The following is a 16,569-nucleotide window of genomic DNA, read 5'->3' on the forward strand; positions in this document are numbered from 1 at the left end:
CAGTCACCGTTTCAGTGCTTTGGCACACTCTGACACGGTCCCTTTGCCCGGCCGCCTCCCCGCTGTCTTTGGAGAATTTCCATGTCCGCACACAAACCACCATTTCATGCTGACACGCTGCTTGCCCATGGCGGCGGTGGATTTGACCAGGCGACCGGAGCGGTCGTGCCACCGATCCCTGTGGCGACTACGTTTGTCCGCGATGAAGACTATGCGCTGGTCAGCGGCGATCATCTTTACAGCCGTGATGACAACGACCTCTTCCGGAAAACTGAATCGCTCCTGGCCACATTGGAAAACGGTGCAGACAGCCGCCTGTTTTCGTCCGGCATGGCAGCGATTGCCGCCGTCGCCCGGATAATCAAACCCGGCGGCACCTTGATGGCCCAATCAGGCATTTACTGGGGCACAACACTGTTCTTGCGCCAACATTGCGCCCGCAATGACATTGCCTTGGTCGAATGCGATGCCAGCGACATCGACACTTTCCGGGACGAACTTGCGATCACCAAACCGGACTTGGTCTGGCTGGAAGTCCCGAGCAATCCCTACTTGAAGGTTGCCGACATCGGCAAAGTCTCCGACCTGTGCAAATCCGCAGGCGCCTTGCTTGCCGTGGATGCAACAGCCGCAACGCCATTGATCATGAAGCCGCTCACACTGGGTGCGGATCTGGTGATGCATGCCGCCACCAAGGCTCTTAACGGGCATTCGGATCTTCTAGGCGGTGTCGTCACCACCAAAGATTCGTCCTCAGACGCCTGGGACTTCATCTGTACTGAACGCAGGATGGCCGGCGCCGTCATGGGGTCATTTGAGGCCTGGCTGCTGCTGCGTGGCCTCAGAACTCTAAGCCTGCGCGTGGAACGCATGAATGCCAATGCGATGGCGCTTGCCGAACATTTGGAGGCCCATCCCAAAATCGAAAAAGTTCTTTATCCCGGCCTTCCTAGCCACAAAGACTATGCGACTGCAAGAAATCAGATGACCGGTGGGTACGGGTCGCTGATGTCCGTACAAACACAGGGCGGCAAAGATGAAGCCTTGAAAGTCACGGGTGCGCTCAAGCTGTTCCAGCGCGCCACGTCTTTGGGCGGCACGGAGAGCCTGATTGAACACCGGCGGTCTATTGAAGGCGAAACCTCAGGCATTCCGGAAAATCTGCTGCGCCTATCCCTTGGCATTGAGCATATCGCTGATCTGATCGCGGATTTTGATCAAGCTCTCGCAAGAATTTAAGTGCCATCGGACTGTTCAGGCCGCAAAGACCGCATCCAGGAAACAAACGCCTTTAGCGCCGCGCGTTGAACGCCGGGCCGGGTGACGAGGTGGTAACCCGCGCCGGAATGGAACCGGTCCTCAAACAAAACCTGCAAATTGCCCGCTTCAATGTCCGGTTCGATAAAAGCCTTGGCTGTCGCAGAAATGCCGTCTCCCCGGCGCAGTCCTTCTAAAACCATGTAGCCAGGCAAATGAGTGACATTGAGCTTTGCCTGCGGAACCACACCTTGCCGTTCCAACCAGTGCGCCAATTCATTGGTCCCGTATTCCTGAAGCCAAGGGTAGTCCAGGATGTCTTCAGGATTCTCGATTTTGCGGTCACCAATGAGACATTTGGCGCCGACCACTACGAAATTCGTTTTCAAAAACGGTTCTGACTCAAGGCCGGGCCAAGTTCCGCGGCCAAACCGGACAGCAAGATCCGTCCCTCCGGGCGACAATTCCACAACTTCAGCGCTGGGATTTAACATCAATTCGATATCCGGGTGTTTGTGCCGGAAATCATTGATCCGCGGCATCAGCCAACTGACAGCAAAGGAAGGTGTCATGGTGATGTTCAGCGGACGGGCTGAAGCTTTCCGGCTGATCGCTTCGATGGCTTCCCCAATCGCATCGAACCCCTTGCGCAAACCTTCGTAGAGTTGCGCACCTTCTTCTGTCAGCTCAACGCCCCGCCCGGCCCGATTTGTAAGCTGCACGCCAAGGTGTTTTTCCAGTGCTCTCACCTGCTGGCTGATCGCGGCATGAGTCACATTCAAATCGCGCCCCGCTGCGGACAGACTTCTCGTTTCGGCAACGGCCGCAAATGCCCGTAGGCTGTTGAGTGACGGGATGGCGCGCCAGTCCATATGTAATTTTTCCTTACATTACAAAATTCTTCCTGACTCGCATTTAGAGGCAGAAACAAGCACATTATTCTCACACAACCAAGCATGAGGATGTAAGATCATGTTGAATATATATGCACAGAGCTTTATGGAAGCCAGCCGTTTTTCGTCAAACACCCGCCCCGACCCGCACACACATGCGGCTTTAGAAAAAATGACCGAACGCAAATCCTTCGCACCGTTTTTTTGGGCCAAGCGGACCCAGAAGCGCTAAGGAACAGGCCTGACAAGCGCAATAGAATGCCGTAGAACCTGATGCAGTTCGTTGATACCAAAGGCCCGGCCGCAGCCGGGCCTTCGTCTGCAGGGGAGCCTTAGTATGGCAAAGGTGGCATTTATCGGTCTTGGGGTTATGGGATATCCGATGGCAGGATACCTGAAGACCAAAGGCGGACACGACGTAACCGTCTACAATCGCACCACGGCCAAGGCCGAGAAATGGGCTGCTGAATATGGCGGCAGCTTTGCCAAGACCCCGCAAGAAGCCGCTGAAGGCTGTGATTTTGTTTTTGCCTGTGTCGGCAACGACGATGACCTGCGGTCCGTGACCACTGGACCAGACGGCGCGTTTCACGGCTTGAAAGAAGGCGCGATTGTTGTCGATAACACAACAGCGTCTGCGGAAGTTGCCCGGGAACTCTATTCAGCCGCCAAGGAAAAGGGCTGCGGCTTCATTGATGCGCCGGTGTCAGGCGGTCAAGCAGGAGCCGAAAACGGCGTTCTGACCGTCATGTGCGGCGGTGATCAGGATGTCTTCGACAAAGCCAAGCCGGTGATTGAGTGTTTTTCCAAGTTTGTCGGCCTGATGGGCGGCAGCGGCGCTGGTCAATTGACCAAGATGTGCAACCAGATCTGCATCGCCGGCCTGGTACAGGGTCTATCGGAGGCCATCCACTTTGCCGAAAAAGCCGACCTCGATGTCGAAGCCGTTATTTCAGCTATCCGCGGCGGCGCGGCCCAGTCCTGGCAGATGGAAAACCGCTGGGAGACTATGCGCGACGGTAAGTTTGACTATGGATTTGCCGTTGACTGGATGCGCAAGGATCTGGGTATTTGCCTGAAAACAGCCAATGACACCGGCGCCCGCCTGCCCGTCACCGCACTGGTCGATCAGTTTTATGCGGAAGTTCAAGCAATGGGCGGCAATCGCTGGGATACATCCAGCCTGATCGCTCGCCTGCGGAACGCTGACAAGGGCTAAAACACAATGAGCCGCAAACCTTCAGCTGATGATTGGCCACTCGTGGCAATTCTGGAGGCATTGAAGGAGCGTGGCTCAGAAGAAAACCGCGCCGGACTGGCGCGGTTTGGGATCGATGCATCCAATGCGTTTGGCGTTCCGATGGCTGTGCTGCGGCCCTTTGCGCGCCAGATTGGCCGGTCTGAGGACCGCGCATTGGAGTTATGGGCGAGCGGTTATCACGAAGCCCGCCTGCTTGCGATCCTGACGATCCCACCCAAGGCGCTCACAGACACTCAAGCCTGGGCCTGGCTGGCCGATATTCAATCCTGGGACTTGTGTGACCAGTTGACCAATATCCTGGCCAAACGCGCTGGTTCTGAGGCGATGGTCGGCCCGCTGGCTGAAGAAGAAGGCGAGTTTTTGCGCAGGGCGGCCTTTGCCCTGATTGCTTGGCGCGCCGTCCACGCCAAAACGTCACCGGATACCGAGTTTCTGGGTTATTTTCCGCTGATCAAATCAGGGGCAACCGACCCGCGCAATTTCGTCTGGAAAGCGGTTCATTGGGCGCTCCGGCAAATCGGCAAACGCTCCGCCAGCCTGCATGGACCCGCGTTGCAGTTGGCCAACGACCTTGTGTCCGCGCCAGATAAGCCCAGTCAACGCGTTGGACGCGAAGCCTTTCGCGAGTTGGACTCAGCAAAGGTCCGCGGGCGCCTCGGCCTTCCCGACGCGCCCTAACCTCAAGTTTGCCTATTCAGACACAGCTTCCTGCGCGATGGAGTCCAGAAGCGTGTTGACTTCGCCGATCGCAGCTTTTGAAGCTTCTGACCCGATTTCGCTCAACCGGCGGAACCCGACCGTGACACTGCCCTCGGCATCCGGTGTGTCATAAACAAAAAGCGTGTACGGGCAATAGGCGATGTTCGCCGGATTGGCTTCCATAGCCTTGCGGGAGAGGTCCGCCGAGCAAAAAAGCATGGCCTGGGCATTGGAAAAGATTTTCTTTGTTCCGCCGACATCTGCAGATGTCCGCTCCAGCATCTCGCCGATGTGCGACGTGTAATCGATCACCAGACCGCGATTGACGATCGCGTTTTCAAGGCCGAACCGCACATCCTCAAAGTCCGCCTGGACTGTGTAGGCAGTCACGCCTTCGGGTACAGATCCTTTTTCCGCTGCACTGGCTGACACAATTGGGGTGACCGCTGCAAATACTGCGGCCACGGTAATCGATTTCCAAAATTCTATCACGATGTCCTCCCGTAACTTGTTTCGGGAGGTTAGAGCACAATGGCGGTCACCGCCATTGACACATCTCAATTTTTGAATGTTTTCTCACCGACCGCCTCAGACCTCGACCTCCAGCGTGCCGATCGGGTTGGAACAACAAGCCAGGATGTAGCCGTTGTCCACATCCTCATCGCTGATACCGCCAGAGTGGACCATGTGAACGTCCCCTGCGACCTTCTTGACCTTACAGGTTCCGCAAACGCCAAAGGTACATCCGGACGGGATGTTCAGGCCCGCATCCTTTGCAACGGCCAGCACCGTATCGGTTTCCGAACACCAGGCCGAAACATTGGAGTTTGTGAAAACGATCTGTGCCTGGGTGTCTTCCTGCGGCACAACGTCGTCGAACTCCGTCAGTTCCTCTTTGGTTTCCGCTGGCGCCTGGAAACTCTCCTGATGATAGCGATCCATGTCGTAGCCGAGCGCGTTCAAGATCTCGCGCACCGATTCCATGAACCCCTCCGGCCCGCAGCAATAAACATCCCGGTCCAGATAATCGTTGCACATGAGACCCAGCATCAGCTGGTTGAAATGCCCCCTGTAGCCTGTCCACACTTCATAAGGATCGTTCTGATTAACGACAAAATGAAGCTGCAGTCCGTTGGTGCGGCACGCCATGTATTCCAGCCGTTTGCGGAAGATGAGATCCGCCGGACGGTTTGCGCACTGAATAAAGCAAATGTCCGGCTCTTCCCCGCGCTCAAACAATGTGGCCGCCATGGACATCATAGGTGTGACACCGGAGCCTGCGGAGATAAATAGGTATTTACCGTCAGGGCTCGTGGGCAAATGGAACAATCCAGCCGGTCCAAACGCCTTGATCTGCATCCCCTGCTCCAGGTGATCCAGCATCCAGCGTGTCCCGACACTGCCTTCCTGCGCCTTTACCGTGACCGACAGATAGGCTTGTGTCGCCGGAGACGATGAGATCGTGTAAGTCCGCTGCACATTGCCGCCCGGCACTGGCAGATCAAGCGTGATGAACTGGCCAGCCTTATAGACGAAGCGCTTGCCCGACGGCGGGCGGAACGTGAAGGTTTTCACATTCGGCGCTTCCGGCAGAACGTTCACGCATTCCAAAGGCTCGCTGTCACTCCAGACAGGCGTGTCCTTGTCCGGCATTGGAATCATGGCCATGACTTACTCCGCTGCTACGCGGAAACGGCCAATCAGACCGGCTTCCATTGTCCGTGTGTACCAGTCGATGAACTGGATCACGCCGCTCTCCTGCACGGGCGAATAGGGTCCGGGCTCATAGGCCGGCGAGTTGATACCGATTTGATTTTCTTCAACAATCTGACGATCTTCATCGTTGGTATGCTGCCAGACTTCCGTCAACCGCTTCAAATCATAGTCGACACCTTCTTCGGCATCCTTATGGACCAGCCAAGTGGTGCTGACCCGGGTTTCCTGCGGCCCCACCGGCAACACGCTGAACGTCAGAACGCTGTCAGACAGGAAATGGTTCCAGGTGTTCGGATAGTGGAAGAACAGGCAGGATCCGGCATTGTCGAACGGAACTGATCCGACACGGCGGGACACAGCGGCCTTGCCATCCATGGTGTAGCTGACCGCATCGCCAAGGAACGGGATGCGCACAAAGCGCCATTGTTCGCTGTCGTTGATAAAATACTTGGACGGCAGCCCGCCGTTCTCGCAGCGCGCGATATGCTCCTTACCAATATTGGATCCCGCAGCATCCGTGCCGCCAACGATATGCGGATCATCGGAAAACGTCCGGCAAAGCGAGGGGTGCGAACCGGAGCAGTGATAGCACTCGCGGTTGTTCTCCAGGACCAGTTTCCAGTTGCCTTTCTCAGTGATGGTCGACTGATGGGCAACTTTCAGGTTGGAAAGATCATGCGGGCCAAGATAGCGCGCCGCTTGTGCCTTAAGGTCCGAAATATCCGGCGCAACATCAGCTAAACAAATAAACACCATCCCGGAGATATCGGCGCAGTGAACCGGCTTCAAACCGTGGTTCTCCGGCTTGAAATCTTCCCCCATTTCGCGGGCCCAGAGCAGTTTGCCATCCAGCTCATAGGTCCATTGATGATAGGGGCAGACCAGCTTTGGAGAGCTGCCCTTGGATGCCGAGCAAATCCGGCTACCGCGGTGGCGGCAGGAGTTGTGGAAGCTCCGGATCTGGCCGTCTGCACCGCGCACGATAATGATCGAATAGGCGCCAATCTCCAGGGTCACATAGTTGCCGGTCTTGGGCAGCTCTGCAGCGGGAAGCGCGAAAACCCACTCTTTGTGCCAGATGTTTTTCATGTCTGCCTGAAAAACATCCTCATCAGTGTAGAACGCCTGCGGCAAGGAGTATCCGGGGCGGCGGGACATGAGTAGCGAAAGAATCTCTGCATCGCTGCGCATACTGCGTCATCCTTTGTGAGCCGAGTCTAACGGCCATTGATTTGGCAGAAAATTGCCGTGCCTTGCCGCATGGCCATAGCTCAAAACCGGCATCGGCTTATTCACAAAAGACGTGCCGCAAATTCGGTCAGCCCTGCCGCTTTTCTAGATATCCTTCACTATCCTCAAAGCGTCATAGATTGCCGCATGTGTGTTACGGGCAGAGACCGCATCACCAATCCGGTAGAGCGCAAAGGCCCCGCCGGGATTCGCGTCCATAGGCTGCGGGCGGCCGAAGATGAGCGCCTCCTGATTGACGCTGCCAAGGTTTTTGGATTTCGGCTTCAGGTCGAAATAGAGCTCATCCATCGGTACCGTGCCGTGATTGACGACGATCTGATCGAAGTCCCGCTCTTCAGTGAAGGCGGAATAGTCCGTGCCAATAACTGCCGACAGCATATTACCGGCCTTCCGGACCGCCTTCAGACGATACGTCACGGTAAAGCGAACGTCTTTGTCTTGCAGCGCCCTCATATAGGGCACCAGGTTCATGGCCATGACGTCCGGCGCAAACGACCGGTCGGGGGTCATGATTTCAACATGCGCGCCAGTGTTCGCAATTAACTCGGCTGCCTGCAACGCCGGATGGTCCCCGGCATCGTCATAGACCAGGACACGCTTGCCCGGCTTGACATCCCCGGCAATGATGTCCCAAGCGGAGACAACCAGGTCGTTGCCCTCGCTTAACACCTCCGTATGCGGCATCCCGCCCGTTGCGATAACAACAACGTCCGGACTTTCATTTTCAATATCATCAACTTCTGCAAATTTATTGAAGTGAAACTTCACTCCCTTTTTTGCGCATTGTTCCATGCGCCAATCAATAATGGAGATCATCTCCCGCCGCCGTTCCGACTGGGCAGTTAAGCGGATCTGTCCACCCGGGTCGGGAGCAGCTTCAAACACCGTGACATCGTGCCCCCGCACGCCCGCCACCCGGGCAGCTTCCATGCCCGCCGGCCCTGCCCCGACAACCACAATCTTCTTTTTCTCAGCAGCTTCTGGAATGTCATGCGGCATGGTCAATTCACGACCCGTTGCCGCATTGTGGATGCACAGCGCATCACCGGCCTGATAAATCCGGTCCAGGCAGTAGGTTGCCCCAACGCAGGGCCGAATGTCCTCTTCCCGTTTTTCGGCGATTTTGCGGACCAATTGCGGATCAGCCATATGGGCACGTGTCATCCCGACCATGTCGAGCAGCCCCTCTGCAATCGCATGGCGGGCCGTGGCCACATCCGGTATTTTCGCTGCGTGAAATGTCGGCAGACCGATTTCCTGTTTGATCCGACCGGCAAAGTCTAAGTGCGGCGCATTGCGCATGCCTTGCACAGGGATGACATCCGTCAATCCGGGGTCGGTGTCGATATGGCCACGGATCACATTGAGAAAATCGATATTTCCTGTTGCCTTCAAGCGCCGGGAGATTTCCAGCCCCTCATCTTCGGTGATCCCGCCCTCCAAATCCTCGTCGGCCGTGAACCGGATACCGAGAATGAAGTCCTCACCAACCCGCGCCCGTACCGCGTCGATCACTTCCGTGGAAAACCGCATGCGGTTTTCCAGCGATCCACCATAAGGACCTTCAAGCGTGTTGGTGACCGGAGACCAGAACTGATCCATTAAGTGGCCGTAGGCCTGGAGTTCAATGCCATCCATGCCGCCCGCTTTCATGCGTTCTGCGGCGTCGGCATAGTCCTGAACAATCCGTGCAATGTCCCAGTCTTCAACCTGTTTTGGAAACGCCCGGTGTGCAGCTTCGCGCTCATGGCATGAAGAGACGGCCGGCAGCCAATCACCCTTGTTCCAGTGCGTTCTCCGGCCCAGATGCGTCAGCTGGATCATCACGGCGCAGCCGTGGTCATGACAGGCATCTGTGAGCCGTTTAATCCACGGCACCACCTCGTCCTTATAAGCAAGGATATTGTTGAACACTGGAGGCGAATTGCGCGACACCGCCGCCGACCCGGCAGTCATGGTCAAGGCCACACCTGCCTTGGCGCGCGTCTCGTGATACGCCCGGTAGCGGTCTTTCGGCATGCCGTCTTCGGGATAGGCTGGCTCATGTGACGTGATCATGATCCGGTTTTTCAATGTCAAATGTTTCAGCTGATACGGCTGCAGCAACGGATCCTTAGACATGCCTCTCCCTCAATGCCTTTTCCTCACCTCATGAACGGAGATTTCAGAGTAAGAGCGATCCACCGGACTTGAAAAGCCGCAAAAACGACATTCATGTCGCTTTTGAAAACACATGTGTCAATTTTGCTTGTTTCCAGGGACCTGCGCTGCTACCGGACAAGAATGAAGAGCTCTTTGATCGACAAAACATCCGGATGGCGCGGATCGCGCGATGTCTGGGTACAAGCTGCTTATGAAGCCCTCATTGAAAGCGGAATAGACTCTGTAAAGGTCATGCCGCTGGCTGACCGGCTTGGCTTGTCCCGGACCAGCTTCTATGGCCATTTTTCAAGTAGGCAGGATCTACTGGATGCACTGATCACCCTGTGGCAGACCAAAAACACGGGCAACTTAGTCAAGCGGACAGAAGACTACGCCGAGACGGTCACAGAAGCGGTGTTGAACATTTTTGATCTCTGGCTGCTTCCCGACCAGTTCGACTCCCGCCTGGAATTTGCCGTTCGCAATTGGGCGCACACCGATCCGAAGCTGGCGCGATTGCTGGATGAGGCCGATCAGATCAGGGTCGAGGCCCTGGAAGCGATGTTCACCCGCTTTGGACATGAACAAGCTTTTGCCAACGTACGCGCCAATACGGTCTACCAAACCCAGATCGGCTATATCTCGATGAAAAAAGATGGCCCGTTTGAGCCGCTTGAGCCTCGATTGGCACGCATGCCGTTCTATGCCGAAATCTTCACCGGCCAGCCGGTCTCAGACGCAGAATTCGCCCGCTTCCGCGCCCGGCATCCTATCCCGGAATGACGCGTTTTGGGAACTTTGAGTATTTTTGAACACTACGGAGCCGCTTGATCCGCTTTTCGGGTCTGTTGACAAGGCGCGGCCGGTGCCGCGGCCCGGATGGCCACAAGCCGGGCGCACCTCAGTTCAACGGATTTGATCCATCAAGTGACTCTGTATTGTTCAAAAATACTCTAGACGTCTTTATTGGCCTTCGGTTTTTCCGCTGCGACATAGGCAAGAGGCAGAGCTGTGGTGTTTTTGATCTGCTCCATCGCAAATGTGGTCGAGACATCTGAAATATCGATCTTGGCGATCAGGCGCTTGTAGAACGAGTCATAGGCTTCAATGTCTGGAACAGCGACGCGCAACAGGTAATCCACTTGACCCGCCATCCGGTAGAACTCAACGACTTCCGGAAACTCCTGGATGACATCGGCGAATTTCTTCAGCCAATCTTCGGAGTGCTGGCTAGTGGTTATGGCAACAAAGGCTGTCACTTTCGCATTGACCTTTGCAGGGTCAAGCAGCGCCACCCGGCCGGTGATCACACCGTCTTCTTCCATCTTTTGAATGCGCCGCCAGCACGGTGTTGTCGACAGGCCAACACGCCGGCCGATTTCGGCAACCGGCACTGTGCAGTCTTCCTGCAGAATGGAAAGGATACGGCGGTCGATACGGTCAATCATCTGATTACCTGGAAAATCTTCGCGTTGAGATGCCTGTTAGCCGCCTTAGCAGCCAGGATTCGTTTTGCCCGTTGGGACCAGTTTCCGCAATATCGTCCTACGCGGCGGAAATGCAAGAGAAATTGAGATTTTTCTTCCAATTTTCAAGTCATTTTCCCTTGATAGAGACCAACCACGGTGCGATCTCAGGCAAAGAATAGAAAAAATTTCCGAAACCCTGCTCGGATTGGAGATGAAAATGTCCGGCCTGTCCCTCAGCCTCAAGACGCTCGCAGTCGTTGTTCTGGCCGCCCTGATCCAGTTGACAGGCCTGACAGGTGCGGCACGCGCTCTGGACGCTGCGCCTTTGGTCAATACCGGTTGGCTTCATGACAATTTGGAAGACGAAGACCTCCTTGTTCTGGACATTCGATCCCCGCTCGCCAAATCGGGCAAAGATGATTATCTCAAGGGCCACATTCCAGGCGCAGTGTGGAGTGAATACCCAGGCTACTGGCGGACATCCCGCGGCGACGTGACTGGTGTTTTGCCGTCCATTGAAAAACTTGAAGCCTCCCTGTCCGAACTCGGTGTCCATGAAGACCGGACCGTTATCTTGGTGCCAGCCGGCACGTCCGATCTCGATTTTGGTGCAGCAGCCCGTATCTACTGGACCTTCAAATATCTCGGACACGACAAGGTCACAATCCTGAATGGTGGCCATGCGGCATGGCTCGCGGCCGGACATGCCGTTGAAACAGGCGAGATTGTTCCCGAAGGCGATATGTTTGTCGCCGAACCACGGCCGGAACTGCTTGTTTCTACGGATGAGGTTGCATCCCTGGTCGGTGGGAATGCGCTGCTGCTCGACAGCCGCCCGCAAACTCAATTTAACGGTCTTGAAAAACATGACGATGCGACACGGTTCGGTCATCTTCCGGGCGCTACGCATTTCGATCAGGCCCAGTTTTACGACGGAGCCGCAAACACGCTAAAGCCATTGGATCAGTTGAAAACTCTCGCGGTCGAAGTTGCCGCTTCCTCGTCGGACCCGGTCATTGCTTACTGCAACACCGGCCATTGGGCGGCCACCAACTGGTTCGTGCTGACGGAACTACTCGGCTATGAAAATGTCGCGGTTTATGACGACAGCATGGTTGGCTGGAGCCGCCAAAGCGACCTTCCGATGATTTCTGCAAAGACGGCAACAAACTAGGCCGTTTGGACGAATTGGAGATGTCTTTCGCTGGGATTTGCTGCGTTTGGGATCAAGAAAATCTGCCGCAGGTGATGCTGGTGCATCATCAAGGCGGATTTGCACAGAGGATTGGGCGCAGCAGGCCCAGCCCTTAGGGTGAAAAAAGAGCAACAACCTGACGCGGACGCCCCCTTGACCGTATCAACCGATGCGCTCTGCAGGTCTTTCCACGTCATCTTTCGCCCTTTGTTTCACGAAAGGCGTCGCCAATTCGTCCACACGGCCTAGGAATACTCCCCTGGGGAACACGCTCACACGTGGGCGGGTCCCACGCCTTGCGCCCGGCCCAAAAGCCGGGCGATCTCTTTTTGCAGGACCGGCAGCAAGTCTGTTTCGAACCACGGATTTTTCCGAAGCCAGGCATTGTTGCGCCAAGACGGGTGCGGCAAGGGAATAACGCGTGGTTTGGCAGCAGTTCCGCTGTTTTCGAAATAGCTTTGCCAAGCCGCCACTGTGTTCGTCAGCGATCCCTTTCGAGCGTTACCTAAGTGATAGGCTTGCGCGTATTGGCCGATCACCAAGATCAATTCGATCTGCGGCATGGCTGCAAACACCCGGTCGTGCCAGGCCTTGCGGCACTCGCGCCGCGGCGGCAGGTCTCCGCCCTTGGTATCCAGCCCCGGAAAACAGAACCCCATCGGAACGATCGCAAGTTTGTCCGGGTCATAAAATACGTCTTCCCCAATCCCCATCCAGGTGCGTAACCGGTCTCCAGACGGATCAGTAAATGGCTTTCCGCTTTTATGGACACGAGTTCCGGGTGCCTGACCGCAAATACATATTCGCGCTTTTGACGATGTCTGCAGCACCGGTCTCGGCTGATGTGGCAGAGGCATTTTGTCCGGCGTCTCCACACAGATCCGGCAAGCCCGAATGTCATTAGACAGCGTTGCGATGCATTCCATTTTCCACATACCAATCAATGCTTTAATTTGATCAATCCGGTTAACTCTTTGCTTACCACAATTCTAGGCATGATCTTAAGGAATGGTGAGTCAGATTGAAGAAACAAGCATAATAGAAATAACCAATTGAACACCTTGGGCAGGCTAAATGGACACCGCCGCGTCACTCAAAGACGACGAAAGCCAGGCAATCGACCGCGAGCGCGCGCAACGCCGCCGGGAGATGGCGCGGTCGATCGGCACACCCCGCAGCCGGCTTGGCGCTCCTGACCGTCAGCATTCAACGTTTGAACTGGAACGCCAGCATCTTTTTGCCGACACCCGGATCAACGCCGCATTTGCGGTGCCCCTGCTTGTACTGATCGTCACTGCGATTTCTGTGATCTGGCTCAATCCGTTTTTCCTCGGTGCCTGGTTGGTCCTCACGCTGTGTACCCATCTGTTTATGGTGGTCACCAGCCACACCTATGAGCGTGCACCTTCAGATCAAAAAGCCCGGATTTATTGGCGGCGGCGGTTCACTCTAGGCGATCTGTTTTATGGCTGTTCCTGGGCATCGTTTTTCCTGTTGCCGCAATCGGAAAATGCCGGCGACGGCTTTGTGATTTTTCATTTCGCAACGCTGCTGATCGTCGTGGCCATGAACACGATGCAATCGGCAACCCTGCCCCGGTGCCTTTTGGTCAGCACATTGCCAATGACCTTGGTGGTTACGGCGACATTCCTGCAGCAAATCGACCCAATCCATTATACGTTGGCGGCGATGGCAATTGGCGCTCAAGGGTTCTTCTTTATTTTGGGCAATCAGCTCCTGAAAAACGCCAACACCATGCTGGAATACCGGGCGGAAAAAGATCATCTGATCGCGGAACTTGAAACCGCAAACGCCATGTCGGATGAAGCCCGGCGCCGCGCGGAAGCGGCCAATCTGGCCAAATCCCGATTCCTGGCCACCATGAGCCACGAGCTGCGCACCCCCCTCAACGCCATCCTCGGATTTTCCGAAATCATGAAGGATGAAGTTCTGGGAGAAATGAAGAACGACACCTACAAGAGTTATTCAGAGGACATTCACGGCTCGGGGCAGCATCTGCTCAATCTGATCAACGAAATCCTGGACCTATCGCGTATCGAGGCTGGCCGTCACGAACTGCAAGAAGAAGCGCTGTACCTTGATGACGTCGTGGAAGAATGCGGAACCATGATGAAGGTTCGCGCCAACGCCAAGGACATCATCCTGCATCACACGCATGAGCCGGATATGCCGCGGGTTTGGGCTGACGAGCGAGCCCTGCGCCAAGTGGTGCTGAACCTGATGTCCAATGCGGTCAAATTCACCCCTGTCGGCGGAGAAGTGCGCATCAAGGTCGGGCGGACCAGCGATGACGGCCAGTATGTGTCCATCACTGATACCGGTCCTGGCATTCCCGAAGACGAAATTCCGATAGTGCTGGAGGCCTTCGGCCAAGGCTCTCACGCCATCAAAAGCGCTGAGCCGGGCACCGGCCTCGGCCTATCCATTGTCCAGGCACTGGTGCATATGCACGACGGCAAATTTGTCATCAAATCAGAGCTTGGTGTTGGCACAGAGGCCATCATGACCTTGCCGCGCGCCCGGATAATGAATTACTCGCCAGACGTTGTCTGGGCAGATACGGAAAGCGGCACGTTCGACCTCGACAGCGCTCGCTCAGCCTAACTTCCAGGTAATTCTGCAGATTTCTAATCTGACTTTTCAGACACACCGGCATCGGCAAAGGTCGCCATGCCTGAATGGACTTCAGCGGCCGTCTTGACGATCCCGGCTGCGAGTGCGGCGCCAGATCCTTCACCAAGGCGCATTCCGAAATCAAACAGGGCTTCTTTGCCCATGTGGGTCAGCGCTTTGGCGTGCGCCTGCTCTGCGGAGACATGCGCAAAGAGGCAATGATCAAGCCCCTCCGGATCGAGCGCATAAACGACGGCCGCTGCCGCTGTTGCAACAAAACCATCCACGATCACCGGAACCCGCTGCAGCCGCGCTGCAATGATCAGGCCGGTCATGGCGGCAATTTCGCGCCCACCAGCCCTACGCAGCACTTCCAGCGGATCCTTTTCGCCCTTCAAACGGGCAACGGTTTGGTCAACTGCCTCGCGTTTGCGCGCAAGACCGCTGTCGTCAACACCCGTACCCCGGCCGACCCAATCAGCCGCGGTGCCGCCAAACAGGCCGTTCATGACGGCGGCTGCCACGGTTGTGTTGCCGATGCCCATTTCGCCAAGACAGATCAGATCTATGCCGCCAGCCAGAGCTTCCATGCCATAAGCCATGGTTGCCGCACAGTTGGCTTCATCGAGTGCATCTTCCTTAGTGATGCTCGGTGTCGGCATATCGACGGCGAGATCGAAAACCTTCAGGCCAATGTCGTTGACCCGGCAGATCTGATTGATGGCTGCGCCACCTGCTGCAAAGTTTTCGACCATCTGCCGGTTGACCGCGCTTGGGAACGCCGAAACACCTTCATCCGCAACGCCGTGGGCTGTTGCAAAAATCGCAACCATCGGCCGACTGACTTTTGGAGGGGCTTTGCCAGACCAGGCGGCCAGCCATTCGGCGATTTCTTCCAGACGCCCTAGAGACCCAGCCGGCTTTGTCAATTCCGCATCCCGCGCCTTGACCTTTTGCAACGCTTCTTCGTCGGGTCCCGGCATGGACTTTACAAGGTTGCGGATATCATCGAACGGCAGCGCGGTTTCGGACATGGACATGGTGTTCACGGTTCTGGTTGAGGAGCGGGAATTTTCACCTGCCCCTTGGTCTCATTCGGTTGCTGTTCTATAACCCGGTCTTGGCAAAACTCAAGTTCTGGACCGGTCACTATGCGGCCTGAAAACGACCAAAATACTGAAACTTCATCTAAATCAATGATGGAGTTTTCTTGGGATCAATCGAAGGTCTTCATCCCCTGGATGAGCGCGCTCTTCGCGGATATGGCCACATGTGTGCGATTCTTCTCCCGATTGCAGCTGCCTGCGGTCAATACAGTTGACACTCCGGCGGCACCGCCCGATTTTACCCGCATCTCCCGGGCCGCTCCTTTGGCTGGCGCATTTGTCGCACTGCCCGCAGCCGGTGCGGGCCTACTACTTGGCATGACGGACCTGCCGGCTTTGGTCATTGCAGTCGCAGTGGCTGCTGTCCTCACCATCGTCACCGGAGCCCTTCACGAAGATGGTTTGAGCGATGTTGCAGATGGCTTTTTCGGTGGAGCTACTGTCGAAAAACGTCTCGACATCATGAAAGACAGCCGGATCGGGGCCTTTGGCACCGTTGCGCTGGTCTTTGCTATCCTTCTGCGGGTCGCATTAATCGCGGCGCTGCTTGACCGTTTTTCTGTTGCCGATGCTGTTTTACTGGTTGTAACGGGCGAAGCCGTCAGCCGCTTTCTGCTGGTCTGGCAATGGAGCCGCCACCCGCTTGCCCGGCCCGATGGACTTGCCGCCCGGTTCGGGAAACCGGATAGAGACGCACTCCACCAAGCGCTGCTCGTTACTACGGTCCTGATCCTCCCGGCAGTTTTTTGCATATCGCTGACAGGTTTGGCGCTCGGCCTGATCACAGGGGCAATCGTCGCGCTGTTAGCGGGACAACTGGCCGTCAAAAAGATCAAGGGCACCACAGGGGATGTCCTTGGTGCAATTCAACAGTTAAGTGGACTTGGATTCCTGACCGGTTTGCTTATGGTGCCATAAAGCCACTGTTTGATCCTTCAACGTTCGG

General features: G+C 55.9%; 16 protein-coding genes. 8 read left to right on the top strand and 8 right to left on the bottom strand.

Annotated elements, in window-relative coordinates; translation table 11 throughout:
• Positions 1–81: 81 nt before the first annotated feature.
• Entirely contained in the window at positions 82–1,239 is a 1,158-nt protein-coding gene (locus tag FJ695_RS19740; RefSeq protein WP_141187034.1) for a PLP-dependent aspartate aminotransferase family protein, read from the top strand.
• On the opposite strand, the gene FJ695_RS19745 is transcribed toward FJ695_RS19740, so the two are convergent.
• Entirely contained in the window at positions 1,236–2,129 is an 894-nt protein-coding gene (locus FJ695_RS19745; protein ID WP_141187035.1) for a LysR substrate-binding domain-containing protein, read from the bottom strand. The two genes, FJ695_RS19740 and FJ695_RS19745, sit on opposite strands and share 4 nt — an antisense overlap.
• Before the next feature lie 100 nt (positions 2,130–2,229).
• Here FJ695_RS19745 and FJ695_RS28065 point away from each other — a divergent pair, with 100 nt between their 5' ends.
• The 3 genes from FJ695_RS28065 to FJ695_RS19755 all read left to right on the top strand — a co-directional run bounded on the left by FJ695_RS28065 (position 2,230) and on the right by FJ695_RS19755 (position 4,089).
• Positions 2,230–2,382 carry a hypothetical protein gene (locus tag FJ695_RS28065; protein WP_168206432.1) on the top strand — a complete coding sequence of 51 codons (153 nt, stop codon included), beginning with the start codon at positions 2,230–2,232 and terminating at the stop codon, positions 2,380–2,382.
• Positions 2,383–2,487: 105 nt separating this feature from the next.
• Positions 2,488–3,369, top strand: coding sequence for an NAD(P)-dependent oxidoreductase (locus FJ695_RS19750; RefSeq protein ID WP_141187036.1), 882 nt, complete (start codon positions 2,488–2,490; stop codon positions 3,367–3,369).
• A gap of 6 nt (positions 3,370–3,375) precedes the next feature.
• Positions 3,376–4,089: a DNA alkylation repair protein gene (locus FJ695_RS19755; RefSeq protein WP_141187037.1), complete on the top strand. Its 714-nt coding sequence runs from the start codon at positions 3,376–3,378 to the stop codon at positions 4,087–4,089.
• Positions 4,090–4,101: 12 nt separating this feature from the next.
• Here FJ695_RS19755 and FJ695_RS19760 read toward each other — a convergent pair whose 3' ends face one another.
• From FJ695_RS19760 to FJ695_RS19775, 4 genes are all read right to left on the bottom strand, one after another.
• Complete coding sequence (locus tag FJ695_RS19760) at positions 4,102–4,602, bottom strand: DUF302 domain-containing protein (RefSeq protein WP_209010738.1); 501 nt, start codon at positions 4,600–4,602, stop codon at positions 4,102–4,104.
• Positions 4,603–4,698: 96 nt separating this feature from the next.
• Positions 4,699–5,778 carry a hybrid-cluster NAD(P)-dependent oxidoreductase gene (locus tag FJ695_RS19765; RefSeq protein ID WP_141187038.1) on the bottom strand — a complete coding sequence of 360 codons (1,080 nt, stop codon included), beginning with the start codon at positions 5,776–5,778 and terminating at the stop codon, positions 4,699–4,701.
• Between the two features lie 3 nt (positions 5,779–5,781).
• A complete protein-coding gene (locus FJ695_RS19770; RefSeq protein ID WP_141187039.1) occupies positions 5,782–7,017 on the bottom strand; it encodes an aromatic ring-hydroxylating dioxygenase subunit alpha in 1,236 nt (411 codons plus the stop codon).
• Positions 7,018–7,161: 144 nt separating this feature from the next.
• Positions 7,162–9,198 (bottom strand): NADH:flavin oxidoreductase, encoded by a 2,037-nt coding sequence (locus tag FJ695_RS19775; RefSeq protein ID WP_141187040.1) that lies wholly within the window; start codon positions 9,196–9,198, stop codon positions 7,162–7,164.
• 162 nt (positions 9,199–9,360) lie between these two features.
• Here FJ695_RS19775 and FJ695_RS19780 point away from each other — a divergent pair, with 162 nt between their 5' ends.
• Positions 9,361–10,002 carry a TetR/AcrR family transcriptional regulator gene (locus FJ695_RS19780; RefSeq protein ID WP_141187041.1) on the top strand — a complete coding sequence of 214 codons (642 nt, stop codon included), beginning with the start codon at positions 9,361–9,363 and terminating at the stop codon, positions 10,000–10,002.
• A 170-nt stretch (positions 10,003–10,172) separates the two neighbouring features.
• Here FJ695_RS19780 and FJ695_RS19785 read toward each other — a convergent pair whose 3' ends face one another.
• Positions 10,173–10,664 (bottom strand): Lrp/AsnC family transcriptional regulator, encoded by a 492-nt coding sequence (locus tag FJ695_RS19785; protein ID WP_209011180.1) that lies wholly within the window; start codon positions 10,662–10,664, stop codon positions 10,173–10,175.
• A gap of 241 nt (positions 10,665–10,905) precedes the next feature.
• Here FJ695_RS19785 and FJ695_RS19790 point away from each other — a divergent pair, with 241 nt between their 5' ends.
• On the top strand, positions 10,906–11,862 hold the full coding sequence (locus tag FJ695_RS19790; RefSeq protein ID WP_141187043.1) for a sulfurtransferase: 957 nt from the start codon (positions 10,906–10,908) through the stop codon (positions 11,860–11,862).
• Between the two features lie 293 nt (positions 11,863–12,155).
• Here FJ695_RS19790 and FJ695_RS19795 read toward each other — a convergent pair whose 3' ends face one another.
• Positions 12,156–12,740 carry a uracil-DNA glycosylase family protein gene (locus FJ695_RS19795; protein WP_371708794.1) on the bottom strand — a complete coding sequence of 195 codons (585 nt, stop codon included), beginning with the start codon at positions 12,738–12,740 and terminating at the stop codon, positions 12,156–12,158.
• A 217-nt stretch (positions 12,741–12,957) separates the two neighbouring features.
• On the opposite strand from FJ695_RS19795, the gene FJ695_RS19800 reads away from it, so the two are divergent.
• A complete protein-coding gene (locus FJ695_RS19800) occupies positions 12,958–14,508 on the top strand; it encodes a HAMP domain-containing sensor histidine kinase (RefSeq protein ID WP_141187044.1) in 1,551 nt (516 codons plus the stop codon).
• 23 nt (positions 14,509–14,531) lie between these two features.
• Here FJ695_RS19800 and cobT read toward each other — a convergent pair whose 3' ends face one another.
• A complete protein-coding gene (gene cobT, locus FJ695_RS19805) occupies positions 14,532–15,557 on the bottom strand; it encodes a nicotinate-nucleotide--dimethylbenzimidazole phosphoribosyltransferase (RefSeq protein WP_141187045.1) in 1,026 nt (341 codons plus the stop codon).
• Positions 15,558–15,713: 156 nt separating this feature from the next.
• On the opposite strand from cobT, the gene FJ695_RS19810 reads away from it, so the two are divergent.
• Positions 15,714–16,541, top strand: coding sequence for an adenosylcobinamide-GDP ribazoletransferase (locus FJ695_RS19810; protein ID WP_209010740.1), 828 nt, complete (start codon positions 15,714–15,716; stop codon positions 16,539–16,541).
• Positions 16,542–16,569 lie beyond the last annotated feature (28 nt).

Source organism: Labrenzia sp. PHM005 (assembly GCF_006517275.1).
Classification (GTDB): domain Bacteria; phylum Pseudomonadota; class Alphaproteobacteria; order Rhizobiales; family Stappiaceae; genus Roseibium.